The organism is Streptomyces sp. NPDC050422 (assembly GCF_044458665.1).
Classification (GTDB): domain Bacteria; phylum Actinomycetota; class Actinomycetes; order Streptomycetales; family Streptomycetaceae; genus Streptomyces.
On sequence record NZ_JBITIE010000008.1, the window covers coordinates 361268 to 373026 of the forward strand.

Sequence of the window (11759 nt, forward strand, 5' to 3'; positions counted from 1 at the left end):
CCGGCCTTAGTCTCCCGTGGTGCCGTCGACGGTCTCGCGGATGATGTCGATGTGGCCGTTGTGCCGGGCGGTCTCCTCGATTAGGTGGAGCACGATCCAGCGCAGATCGGGGCAACGGCCGTCCCTGCGCGGGTTCTTGGCCGGGGTGTCCAGGTCGTGGGCGGCGACGAGCTCGCGGTAGCGGGCGCACTGCGCCTCGTACTCCGACAACACGTCGGCGAGCGGCATGTCGACGGCGATGCGCATCTCGCGGTCGGGGTCCTCGTCCGTCCACGGACCCTCGTCCTCCCCGCCGAGGAACTGGACCTCGAACCAGAAGTACTCGACCCAGCGGAGATGGTTGACGAGCCCCGCGAGGGTCATCAGCGGAGAACCCGGGAGCGGGGCCCTGACCGCGTCCTCCTGCGAGAGACCCTCGCACTTGGCCACCGCGGTGGCGCGGGTGTAGTCGAGGAAGGTGGTCAGCTGGGTGCGCTCGTCCCAGGCGGGAGGCGAATCGGTGCGTGTCATTGCCGTACACGATGGCCGGTGGCGGTTGCCCCTGTCCATCGTCTAACAGCCGAGTCGCAGTGGTTGTCGGCAGTGGGGCGTGGCGGCGGTGGCCGCCGTCAACCACGACGGGACGGGCCCGCGGGCGCGAGGTGCCGCGGTCCGGGGAGCACCACGACGTCCTCCGCGCGAAATCTCGCGCGGCACCCGCTCCCGCACCCCATTGGGGTCCGCCGTGGGCCCCTGGGCCCACGCCGCGGGCGGCGGCGCTCATTACCCTCGTGGTGACCAACCGCGAGCCCCTCGCGACGCCGCCCGATCGGCGGCGGTGCGGGTGCGCTCCCGTGCGCAGGGATCTTCACGCTCTACCTGACCAGCAGGGCGGCCACCTCTCATCCGGTACGTGCCGGGGTGAATCCGGGGTGCCCAGATCTTCTTCATGAGGTGACGTGTCGATGAGTGACGGATTCTTCTACTCGTACCACCTGGGCTGGAACCGCCCCGACGCCGAGTCGCTGCTCGGCGACCTGGAGGCGGCGGGCGTGAGGCCGGATCACCCGGTCACCCGGCGCATCACACTGATCGGCCCGGGGCCCCGGCCGGCGGTCACCCAGTCCTGGGTGACGAGGGACCAACTCGTCCTCCTGGCCGGCCTGCAACGGCTGGACCAGGTCGACTTCCTGCTCTGGCTGCCCAGTGGCGCCGAGGTCCCCACCAGGGTCCGGCGGACGGACGACTGCACGGTGGTGCTGCAGTTCGCCATCGGAGGCCTGGGGCGGGACGAGCAGGAGACGGTCGTCCGCGCGGTGCGGGAGGCGATCGGGAGGGCGTCGGTGCTCTGTGTCGGGTTCGTGGTCGACCGGGAGGGTGCGTCGGCGGCCACCGACTGGAGGGGCTTCATCGTGCAGGGGACGGTGTACTTCGACCACTGGCCGGACACGCTCGCGGTGCGGCAGGAAGTCGCGTCCGTGCAGCCGCAGTTGTCGGGGGTGAACTCGTCCTCGCAGTCGCCCTGGGTCGTCTACGGAAGCGACGTACCGAACCGGTAGGGGCGGGAGCGGAAGTCAGTGGCCGACGGCCCCCGCCGTGGCGAGCGCCGCGACCATGCCGGCGGCCACGAGGATCCCTCCGGCGTAGTCCGTGGCGGTGGCGCCGCCGTCACGCCAGTAGTACGGGGCGGCCTGCGGCGACGCCGTGTCGCTGTCGTCCATCAGCCGGTCCGCGGCGAGACCCACCGCCGCCCCGGTCGCCAGGGTCACGACGGGCATCAGGGCCCCCTCCATGTCGGAGACCTGCCACAGCACCGCGTACCCGTAGCCGAGGACGGCCACCGGGACGCCGAGGGCGGCCGACAGGTACAGCGGGCGCGACGTGCGCCGCTCCGCGGGCAGGACCCGGGCGGCGGCCAGTACGGCCACCACGGTGGTGAGGACGGCGGGTACGTGCCGCAGCCCCAGCCGCCAGGTGAAGACGTCCAGCCGTTCGTCGGTGGCCAGCAGGTCGACGAGCCCGCGGGAGATCACGTATCCGGCGATGACGTGGACGACGGCACCGACGGCCCAGCACCGGCCCAGCACCAACAGCGCGCCCGTGCCACCGCCTCTCCCCGCAGGGCCGGACCCGTGCCCCGGGGGCCGATGCCCCGCGCTTCCGTCGCCCCGGCCGCTGCCACCGTTCACTGTTCTCTCCCTCTCCGACTCTCCGACGTCCACTCGCCCGGGGCGGTCACCTGTCATGCCCCGAATAGCTGGTGCGGGGTGAGCGTACGGCGGCCCGACCGCGATGACCTGGGCCTATGGCCCCAAAGCTGGGCCCAGGTGCGCGGGGTGCGGGGCCGGCTCCCCGCTTGTGCGCAGTATTGGGTCTCTGGGCCCAAGACGGCGGCATGCAGGCGCCGTTAGCCTCGGCGTATGTCACGAGTGGGGGAACTGCGTCGTCATGTGCGCCGGTGGTCACGTGCCTCGGTGCCGCGCACGGATGTGCGGCTGCTGGGGTTGCGGGGCCGGGTGCGACGGCGGGGTGACCGGGGTCAGGGGGCGTTGGAGTACCTGGGTCTGGTCCTGGTGGTGGTGGCGATTGTCGGTGCTCTGGTGGGTACGGGGATCGGTGCGGATCTGACGTCGAAGATCGGTGTGCAGGTCTGCCGGATCGGTGGCGGTGGGAACTGCGGTGGCGATGGCGGGAACGAGGCGCAGGGCGGGCAGAACGCTCCGGGTCAGGGGGATCCCGCCTCGGACAAGAACGCCGACGGTTCGCCGAAGTCACCGGAACAGGTGGCGTACGACAAGGCGTTGAAGGGCCTCCAGGACGCGCAGAAGGACGAGAAGTCCAACGGCGACAAGGCGCTCGAGGCGGCGAAGGAACTTGCGAAGATCCTCGCCGACGAGCTCGGGATCACCGACGCCCTGGACTGCATCACCAAGGGCGACATGGGCGCCTGCACCGAAACCCTCATCAACGTGTTGCTGAGCCTGATCGGTGGTGCGGTCGGGAAACTCGCCGCGAAGTACGGGGCCCCCTGGAAGTGGAAGAAGGCCTACAAGCTCATCAAGGCCCTCAAGAAACACGGTGGCGACCTCTACGACGGCCTCAAGGGACTCGTCAAGAGCCGCAAGAAGGTCAAGGACGCCGAGAAGGCCCTCGAAGACGCCGGCAAGAAACTCGACGACACCAAGAAACCCAAGAACGACAAACCCGACGAGAAGAAGCCTCCGTGCACCAAGCACAGCTTCCTGGCGGGTACGCCGGTGCTCCTCGCCGACGGTCGTACCTTGTCCATCGAGGCGGTCCGCCCCGGCGACCTGGTGACCGCAACCGACCCGGTGACCGGCCGGACCGGAGCCCGCCGCGTCGAGCGGACCATCACCACCTACGACGACAAGCACTTCACCCGGCTGACCGTCGAGGCCGGCGGGGCACCGGCCCAGCTGACCGCCACGGACACCCACCCGTTCTGGGTGACCGGCGAGGAGCGCTGGAGCGACGCGGGCGACATCGGCCGCGGCGACGCGCTGCGCACCGAGACCGGCGGCACGCTGACCGTCGCCGGAGTCACGCGCTACACCCAGCGGCAGACGACGTACGACCTCACTGTCGAGGGCGTGCACACCTACTACGTGGGCATCGGTTCCGCCAACGCGCTCGTCCACAACACCGACTGCGACCTGTCGCCGGAAGAGCTCGAGGCGGCCCGCAAGCCGGGTGTGGGTGAAGGGGATCCCAAGAAGTTCAAGGACCACTTCCAGCGACACAAGAAGCTGATCGAGGACGCGCTGGGCACCAAGTACAAGAAGCTCAAGGAGGACGGCCCGCAGTTCCGGAAGGACGTCGCGGACGCGATCAAGGACGGCACGTTCGAGCTGGTCGGCAAGGGCACGTTGAAGAAGGGCGAGCCCGAGGGGCTGATCTATCGTGGCAAGGGCGTGACGGTCGTCCTCAAGGAGAACGGTGACTTCTGGACCGCCCTCAAGAGCGGCGAGGGCATGGACACCGGCATCGTGATCACCAAGAAGGTGCCGGTGAAGTAGCCGGCGCGGCAGGAGCCCGGCCGGTGGCCGGGCAGGAGCGGGGAGCGGACATGAGCGGTTGGCCGACGGCCGAGAAGGCACTGCGCGACCATGCCGTCCGCGATGTCCTCCTCCCGGGGTTCCTGGACCGGGACGACGACGTCCCCGAGTTCCGTCCGCAGCCCCTCGTCGTCTGGCTCCGGCTGGACGAGGGGCTGCTGAGGTTCGAGTCCGTGGGCCAGTTCGACCGGCTGGACACCACGGCGGTGGACGGCGTCGACTGGAGCGGCATCGGCCTGCTCGCGGACGCGGAGGACGAGGTGATGGTCGCCAGTTGTGGTGAGCAGCTCTTCGGTGACGGCCGCGACGAACTGCGCTGTACCCGCCTGCGCGTCTACCGCGCACCCGGTGCCGACGACACCGTCTGCACCTGCCTGGCCCTCGACTTCGAGGGCGGACACACCCTGTTCCTTGACCCGACCTGGACCTTCGGCATCAGGATCGGCAACGCGTCGGACGAACAGCGGTGGCTGAAGCTGCACGACGAAGCAGGGACCGCCCTGGCCGCCGACGTGGTCCTGCACGAGGTGTGAGCGCACAGCTGTTGCCCAACACCCTTGATTCTGATGGGTGTTGGGCAACAGATGCGCCCGGCCCCCGCCGGGGCCGCGCGCGTCAGGGCAGCTTCGCGGCCTGGGCGGCGACGAGTTCGGCCGGGAGCTGCGGGGTCTTCGCCGTGACGAAGTCGGCCACGTAGAACGTCACGACGGTCGAACCGGTACGCACCAGCTGGAAGAGCAGCGGCACCTTGTCGCCCTCGATGCTCCCGGTCACCTGGTAGGCGATGCTCTCCTGGCCGGCCGGGGGCAGCGGGAGCTGCTTGACCTCGGTGTACGTGGAGGGGCCGTCCTCGCCCGACGTACGGAAGCCGCCCGCGCAGGCCCGGACCGCGTCCCGGACACCGCGCATGAGCTGCTGCGCCCCGCCCTCGGGGTGCGAGGTGAGGATCTCGGTGACGACGGTCTGGTTGTCCTTGCCCTCCTCCGACTTGTCCATGACCGTACGGAAGACGGTGGCGGCCGGGGCGGGCTCGGGTGCGCCGTTGATCACGGCGACGAGCGGCCCGCAGTCCTTGTTCTCCGACCGCTCCGTGCCGCTCTCCTCACCCCCCTGCATGGGCGTGACCTCGTAGGTCCCGACCTCGCCCGTGGCCAGCGCGATCCCGGCCAGCCCGGCCTTGTCGAGCACCTTGCCGCTGCTCGTGGGGGTCGACGTGGGTGACGGGGCGGCGGAGTCGCTCGCGGCAGGGTCCGGGGCGGGCGTCCCGCTCGCCTTCGCAGTCGCGCCCGCGTCCTTCCCGCCGTCCTGGTCGGACGCCTTCCCGTCCGGCCCGCAGGCTACGGCCGCCAGGCAGAGCACTGCTGTGGTGGCCGCCATGGCTGCCGTACGTGCCTTCATCACTGACCGCTCCTGACCGGCGAACCGCTACCGCCGACGTTGTTCCCGCACGGACTCTGCACGCTAACAACCCGAGTGGTGCGTATGCGTGGGCCCAGGGGCCCAACTCACGGCGGGCCGGAGCCGAGCAGCGTCCACGCCCCGTACGCCGCCGACGCCACGGCGAGCACCGCGACGACCGCCGCCGTCCGGGCCGTGGAGCGCAGCCGCAGCAGCGCCACGGCGGGCGGCAGCAGAAGCGGGAAGGCGGGCATCATCAGCCGGGGCCGGGAGCCGAAGTACCCGGAGCCGATCAGCGAGATGACGACGACGGCGATCCCGTAGACGAGTACGGGCAGCGGCTGGCGCTGCCGCACGCACAGCGACACCAGCCAGCCGAGAGCGGCCAGCGCCGCGCACAGCCCGAGCATGCCGGGCAGCGGCAGTCCCAGGATGAAGGCGGCCAGCGCCGCGCCGCCGTCGATGCTGTTGCCCCACTGCGCCTGGACGTCGAAGTAGGCGAACGGACGCCCCTCGCGCACCGCGACGAACACCACGTACGCGAGCCAGCCGAGCGGCGCGATGACCACCCCCAGCAGCATCCGCCCGTTGCGGCGGACGATGCCGTCGGCGGCACCGGCCCGGTACTCCCGTACGAGGGTGACGGCGGCGGTGATCGCGAGGGCGGCGATGAGCGCGGCGGCGGACGGCCGGGTCAGCCCGGCCAGCACGCACAGAGCACCGGCGACGATCCATCGCCGGGTCAGCACGGCGTACAGCGACCAGGCGGCGAGTGCCGTGAACAGGGTTTCGGTGTACGCCATCGACTGGACGAACGCCGTCGGGTACACCCCCCACAGCGCGGCCAGCACCACCCCGGCCCGGCGCCCGTACAGCCGTGCCCCGACGGCGAAGATCCCCCAGGCGGCGAGGAGCGCGGCCGCCCAGGCCACCAGCAGCCCGGCGCCCGCGAGGCCGAGCGGGGTCACCTCCGCGATGCCACGCTCCAGTGCCGGAAGCAGCGGGAAGAAGGCCAGGTCGGAGTGGACGCCCCCGTCCGGGAGCGTGACCGTGTACCCGTAACCGTTCTCGGCGACCCGCTGGTACCAGAGGGAGTCCCAGCGCTCGGAGAGCAGGTGCAGCGGGTCCTTCCCGGCGGCCGACGCGGCGGCCCGGAAGACGACGAGGCCGATGATCCGCACCGCGGCGTACGCGCCGAGTGCCGGTGCGGCCGCGGCGAGGGCGGCGGCGAGACGCCCGCGCACCGGCCGGCGCTCCGGGTGCGGGCGGGCGGGGGTGACCTGGGGGGAGGGGCCGGGGGGCATACGACCGATTATCTCCGCCGGTCGGCGCCGCCCGGCCCGGGGGCCCCGCTGGGGCTCATCCGCCGGCGCGTCGCCAGAAGCGCTGCGTCCACCAGTACAGAACCGTCCGGTCCGCGGGCCAGGGCCGGTCCTGCACGAGGGGTGCCTCGAAGGAGTCCGAGGCGTCGAGGGGCCGCCAGCCGGGCTCGACGTCCTCCCCGGCCTCCGGCGGGCGGGCGCGGTGGGCGAACCGTTCCTCGCTCACGCCGGCCGAGGCGTAGTTCCGCTGGGCCTCGGCGAGCGAGACGCGGTTCGCGCCCCGTTCCATCGTGGGCCAGCGCAGCTGGGAGGCGTCGTCCTCCCACTTGCAGACCGGGCAGATCATCGAGGAGCCGGGCGGGTCCTCGAAGACCGTGTGGCCGCAGGCGACACAGGGGTACCGGTCGGGCCGGCCCCCGTCAGACCCGTTCACGTGCACGTCGCATCCTCGGCCTCCTGCGCCGCATCGTGCCCGGCATGCCCTTGAACGCCGCCAGGCCACCGTCGAGTTTGTAGAAGGAGATGATGCCCTTCTTGCTCTTCATCCCGTACTCGCCCGTGTCGGGGTCGAAGTACCGGACGGTGCCGTCCTCCGACGCCTCCTTGACGAGCACGCCGGGCCGGCCGCCGTCGCAGTCGCACGTCAGGTCCTTGGCGGCTTCCTCGTACTCCCGCTGCGACTCGTACCCCATCTCATCACCGTGCTTCTGGTAGTGCTCGTCGAGGTTCCCCTTGCTCGTCCACTCGTCGCAGTTGTGGACCAGGGCGTTCTGCCCGGCGATTCCCACGTAGTAGGTGTGGATGCCGCTGACGGTGAGGTCGTGCGTGGTCTGCCGCTGCTGGTAGTGCGCCACGGACCGGACCGTGAGGGACGACCCCGCAGGTGTCCGCAGCCGGTCGCCGGGCCGGATGTCACCGGCGTCCACCCAGCCGTTCCGTCCGTTCAGCCAGAACGGGTGCGTGTCCGTGGCGGTGAGCGCGGCGGTCCGTCCGTCGACCCCCACCTGGAGGCGGGTGAACGCCCGGTCGCTGTAGGTCCGGATGGTGTCGGTGACCGGCCGGACGGTGGTCAGGCCGCCCTCGGGGTCGGTGACCGTGACCAGCATCCCGGTGCGTACGGCCTCGATGGGGATCCGGCTGCCGTCGGCGAGGAGCACCGGCGTACCCGCCAGGAAGCTGTGCTTGGTGCACGGAGGCTTCTTCTCGTCGGGTTTGTCGTTCTTGGGTTTCTTGGTGTCGTCGAGTTTCTTGCCGGCGTCTTCGAGGGCCTTCTCGGCGTCCTTGACCTTCTTGCGGCTCTTGACGAGTCCCTTGAGGCCGTCGTAGAGGTCGCCACCGTGTTTCTTGAGGGCCTTGATGAGCTTGTAGGCCTTCTTCCACTTCCAGGGGGCCCCGTACTTCGCGGCGAGTTTCCCGACCGCACCACCGATCAGGCTCAGCAACACGTTGATGAGGGTTTCGGTGCAGGCGCCCATGTCGCCCTTGGTGATGCAGTCCAGGGCGTCGGTGATCCCGAGCTCGTCGGCGAGGATCTTCGCGAGTTCCTTCGCCGCCTCGAGCGCCTTGTCGCCGTTGGACTTCTCGTCCTTCTGCGCGTCCTGGAGGCCCTTCAACGCCTTGTCGTACGCCACCTGTTCCGGTGACTTCGGCGAACCGTCGGCGTTCTTGTCCGAGGCGGGATCCCCCTGACCCGGAGCGTTCTGCCCGCCCTGCGCCTCGTTCCCGCCATCGCCACCGCAGTTCCCACCGCCACCGATCCGGCAGACCTGCACACCGATCTTCGACGTCAGATCCGCACCGATCCCCGTACCCACCAGAGCACCGACAATCGCCACCACCACCAGGACCAGACCCAGGTACTCCAACGCCCCCTGACCCCGGTCACCCCGCCGTCGCAGCACCGGCAACCGCACACCCGTGCGCGGCACGGTGCGCCGCAACCCGCGACGCACCCCGCGAACCCGACGACGCAACTCCCCCATGGATGACATGGTTTCGACCCTAAGGGCGCGACACCCCCGCCGTCTTGGGCCCTGGGCCCCATATGCCCGGGGCCCGGCCGGAGTTCGGCGGGCCCACGGGTCAGCCGGTCTGCGCGATCCGCACCTGCGTGCCGGGCCGCAGCCCCCACTTCGCCATCGCTCCGGCCTCCGACTCGATCACGTGCCGGGCCCGCAGCCGGGGCAGTCCCAGCCGTCCGGGCTTCATCGTGTGCACCGCCACGACGTTGAACTTCCGGTCCAGATAGGCCACATCGATCGTGAACCGCATCCGGAAGGAGTGCACGCTCCCGCACGGGGTGATCATCAGTGCGCCGTCGATCCCGTCCTGCCCGAGCAGTCCACGGCTCCGGTGCCGGTACGAGGCCGCGATCCGCAGCGGCACCTCGGTCTCCCCATCCCCGTCCCGGTCGGTGATCGTCAGCGTTCCTGTTCCATTGCGCCATCGAGCCATGGCCATGACGGTAGCGCCACGTGACGGCCTCTGGGCCCGTAACGGCGTGCGGTGGGCCCCAGGGCCCATGACCGGTGTCCGCGGGGCGCCTAGGGTCGATGACGTGTACGCCATCCTGATAGGGGTCGCCGCCCTCTGGGGAGCCGCGACCGGACTGCTGGTCCCGCGCGCCGCCTACCGGTTCTCCGTCGAACCGGACGACGCGTGGCGCGACGCCTGCCCCGCCGGTCACGCCCTCACCGGGGTGGGCCGCGGCTGGCTCGGCTCCACGCGCTGCACCACCTGCGCCGAGGTGGGTGCGGCCATCGCTGTGCGTACGGCCGCCGGGCCGGGGCACGCCGGGCCGGACCCGGTGGACGACACCGAGCCGGAGCGGGCCGGTGACGCGGGCGACGCGGCTGAAGCCGAGGAGCCCGGTGCCGCACCCGCCGCGCCCCACCGGAACGGCCCGCACTACGCACCGCACCTCGTCGCCCCCGTCGTCACCGCCCTCGGCTGCGCGGCCCTCGCGGCGGCCACCGGCGCGCGGCCCGAACTCGCCGTCTGGCTGCTGCTCGCCCCCGTCGGCGTACTCCTCGCGACGATCGACCGCCGGGTCCACCGGCTGCCCGACCAGCTGACCCTGCCGGCCGCGGCGGCCGCCGCCCTGCTCCTCGGCCTCGCCGCCCTGCTGCCGGAGCACGGTGGCGCCTGGCTGTCCGCCCTGCTCGGCGGGGCCGCTCTCGGCGCCTTCTACTTCCTGCTCTTCCTCATCAACCCGAACGGCATGGGCTTCGGCGACGTCAAGCTCGCCCTCTCCCTGGGCGTGGCCCTCGGCTGGTACGGCTGGGCCGTCGTGTTCGCGGGCGGGTTCGCCGGGTTCCTGTTCGGTGCGGCGTACGGGCTCGGGCTGGTGCTGATGCGGCGCGCCGGGCGCAAGACGGGCATCCCGTTCGGCCCGTTCATGATCGCCGGTGCGCTGCTGGGGATCCTGTTCGGCGCACTGGCCGCCTGACCCCGCACGGGGCGCGCCGGGCGCTTCCGGCGCGCGGGAAATGCGGTCGCGGCCGCGATGCCCGACTGCCACCATCCCCGTATGACCGCAACACCCGATGACGCGCAAGCAGCAGCCGCAGCAGCAGCAGCAGCGGAACGTACCCGGTTCGAGGAACTGGTCGCCGAGGCCGACGCCGTATCCGTGGACGGCTGGGACTTCTCCTGGCTGGAGGGCCGAGCCACCGAGGAGCGCCCGTCCTGGGGGTATGCCCGCGCCATGGGGGAGCGCCTCGGCAGGGCGAGCGCGGCGCTGGACATCCAGACCGGCGGCGGTGAGGTCCTCGCCTCCGCGCCGAAGCTGCCGCCGCTGACCGTGGCCACCGAGGGCTGGCCGCCGAACGTCGCCCGCGCCACCGCCCTGCTGCACCCGCTGGGGGCGGTGGTGGTCGCGGACGAGGACAAGCCGCCGCTGCCGTTCGGCGACGCGGCCTTCGACCTGGTGGTCAGCCGTCATCCGGTGACCACGTGGTGGGAGGAGATCGCCCGGGTCCTGGCTCCCGGCGGCACGTACTTCTCGCAGCAGGTCGGCCCGGCCAGCGTCTTCGAACTCGTCGAGTACTTCCTCGGCCCGCAGCCGCCGCACGTACGCGCCGGACGCGACCCCGAGCAGGCACGTGCCGCGGCCGAGGCGGCCGGTCTCGACGTCGTCGGCCTGCGGACGGAGCGGCTGCGCACCGAGTTCCTCGACATCGGCGCCGTCGTCTACTTCCTGCGCAAGGTGATCTGGATGGTGCCCGGCTTCACCGTCGACGCGTACCGGACACAACTCGCCACGCTGCACCACCTGATCGAGACCGAGGGGCCGTTCGTCGCCCACACCACCCGCTTTCTGATCGAGGCCCGCAAACCCGGGTGAGCCCGAACCCCCTGCCCGCGCCCGAAGGATGGCACTCTGGTCGCTGAGCGCACGGGGAAGGAGCAGGCCATGAGGGTCGGCAACGACGAGGAAGCGGCGCGCGGTCCGCGGCAGGGCAACGCCGAATGGCTCGCAGGCGCCCGGATCGTCGGTGTCCTCGGCATCTTCTACCGGCCCGAGGGCCGCATGGGGGAGCCGGAGGCCGTCGCCTTCCTGCTGGCCGACGGCCAGTCCGTGCTCCTGACCTGCACCTCGGACGGCAGCCTGCATGTCGGCGCCGGCACCTGGCCGCGCCTTCCCGACTGGTGCGTACCGGCCGCCCAGTGGGAGTACGCCGCGATGGCGCGGCTGCCGCAGCCGCCCGAAGGCGGCTGGACGGTGCTGCGCACCGAGGAGCGCAGGGACGAGCGGGGCGAGGTGGACGAGGCCGTCATCCGCTGCGAGGGCGGCCGCTTCGTGGTGACCGGCGGAGACACCGTGGGCATCCGCTTCACCCGGGGCCACCGGGGCGCAGCGGCCACGACCTGACGGGCAGTGCGCCCCGGGGGCGTGTTTCGAAAGTCCCGCCTGCCGGGCGGCGTCTGGCACTTCCCCGAGCTCTCGGCTTCGCTCGAGCAGGGGAGACCCCATTGCTCGCGG

The 11759-nt window shown here is 71.5% G+C and carries 13 protein-coding genes; 6 read left to right on the top strand and 7 right to left on the bottom strand.

Features of this window, described 5'->3' with window-relative positions:
* Nucleotides 1–6: 6 nt before the first annotated feature.
* Nucleotides 7–510, bottom strand: coding sequence for a DinB family protein (locus tag ACIBJG_RS15165; RefSeq protein ID WP_399307939.1), 504 nt, complete (start codon nucleotides 508–510; stop codon nucleotides 7–9).
* A 434-nt stretch (nucleotides 511–944) separates the two neighbouring features.
* Between ACIBJG_RS15165 and ACIBJG_RS15170 the strand changes: the two genes are divergently transcribed.
* A complete protein-coding gene (locus ACIBJG_RS15170) occupies nucleotides 945–1538 on the top strand; it encodes a hypothetical protein (protein ID WP_399307940.1) in 594 nt (197 codons plus the stop codon).
* 15 nt (nucleotides 1539–1553) lie between these two features.
* Here the strand turns inward: ACIBJG_RS15170 and ACIBJG_RS15175 are convergent, their stop codons facing one another.
* Entirely contained in the window at nucleotides 1554–2069 is a 516-nt protein-coding gene (locus ACIBJG_RS15175) for a hypothetical protein (protein ID WP_399307941.1), read from the bottom strand.
* 330 nt (nucleotides 2070–2399) lie between these two features.
* Here ACIBJG_RS15175 and ACIBJG_RS15180 point away from each other — a divergent pair, with 330 nt between their 5' ends.
* Both ACIBJG_RS15180 and ACIBJG_RS15185 read left to right on the top strand, forming a co-directional pair.
* Nucleotides 2400–4016 (top strand): polymorphic toxin-type HINT domain-containing protein, encoded by a 1617-nt coding sequence (locus ACIBJG_RS15180; RefSeq protein ID WP_399307942.1) that lies wholly within the window; start codon nucleotides 2400–2402, stop codon nucleotides 4014–4016.
* A gap of 50 nt (nucleotides 4017–4066) precedes the next feature.
* Nucleotides 4067–4588, top strand: a complete 522-nt coding sequence (locus ACIBJG_RS15185; RefSeq protein WP_399307943.1) for a hypothetical protein — start codon at nucleotides 4067–4069, stop codon at nucleotides 4586–4588.
* Nucleotides 4589–4670: 82 nt separating this feature from the next.
* On the opposite strand, the gene ACIBJG_RS15190 is transcribed toward ACIBJG_RS15185, so the two are convergent.
* The 5 genes from ACIBJG_RS15190 to ACIBJG_RS15210 all read right to left on the bottom strand — a co-directional run bounded on the left by ACIBJG_RS15190 (nucleotide 4671) and on the right by ACIBJG_RS15210 (nucleotide 9229).
* The gene (locus tag ACIBJG_RS15190; RefSeq protein WP_399307944.1) at nucleotides 4671–5453 is read right to left on the bottom strand and encodes a hypothetical protein; all 783 of its coding nucleotides are present in this window, start codon (nucleotides 5451–5453) and stop codon (nucleotides 4671–4673) included.
* A 107-nt stretch (nucleotides 5454–5560) separates the two neighbouring features.
* Nucleotides 5561–6757, bottom strand: a complete 1197-nt coding sequence (locus ACIBJG_RS15195) for a hypothetical protein (protein ID WP_399307945.1) — start codon at nucleotides 6755–6757, stop codon at nucleotides 5561–5563.
* A gap of 55 nt (nucleotides 6758–6812) precedes the next feature.
* Nucleotides 6813–7208 carry a CPCC family cysteine-rich protein gene (locus ACIBJG_RS15200; protein WP_399307946.1) on the bottom strand — a complete coding sequence of 132 codons (396 nt, stop codon included), beginning with the start codon at nucleotides 7206–7208 and terminating at the stop codon, nucleotides 6813–6815.
* Nucleotides 7195–8766 carry a polymorphic toxin-type HINT domain-containing protein gene (locus tag ACIBJG_RS15205; protein ID WP_399307947.1) on the bottom strand — a complete coding sequence of 524 codons (1572 nt, stop codon included), beginning with the start codon at nucleotides 8764–8766 and terminating at the stop codon, nucleotides 7195–7197. Before ACIBJG_RS15205 ends, ACIBJG_RS15200 begins: the two co-directional genes overlap by 14 nt.
* A 91-nt stretch (nucleotides 8767–8857) precedes the next feature.
* A complete protein-coding gene (locus ACIBJG_RS15210) occupies nucleotides 8858–9229 on the bottom strand; it encodes a DUF192 domain-containing protein (protein ID WP_399307948.1) in 372 nt (123 codons plus the stop codon).
* A gap of 103 nt (nucleotides 9230–9332) precedes the next feature.
* Between ACIBJG_RS15210 and ACIBJG_RS15215 the strand changes: the two genes are divergently transcribed.
* The 3 genes from ACIBJG_RS15215 to ACIBJG_RS15225 all read left to right on the top strand — a co-directional run bounded on the left by ACIBJG_RS15215 (nucleotide 9333) and on the right by ACIBJG_RS15225 (nucleotide 11648).
* Nucleotides 9333–10223: a prepilin peptidase gene (locus ACIBJG_RS15215; protein ID WP_399307949.1), complete on the top strand. Its 891-nt coding sequence runs from the start codon at nucleotides 9333–9335 to the stop codon at nucleotides 10221–10223.
* 81 nt (nucleotides 10224–10304) lie between these two features.
* Complete coding sequence (locus ACIBJG_RS15220; RefSeq protein WP_399307950.1) at nucleotides 10305–11120, top strand: class I SAM-dependent methyltransferase; 816 nt, start codon at nucleotides 10305–10307, stop codon at nucleotides 11118–11120.
* Between the two features lie 69 nt (nucleotides 11121–11189).
* Nucleotides 11190–11648 (top strand): hypothetical protein, encoded by a 459-nt coding sequence (locus ACIBJG_RS15225; RefSeq protein WP_399307951.1) that lies wholly within the window; start codon nucleotides 11190–11192, stop codon nucleotides 11646–11648.
* Nucleotides 11649–11759 lie beyond the last annotated feature (111 nt).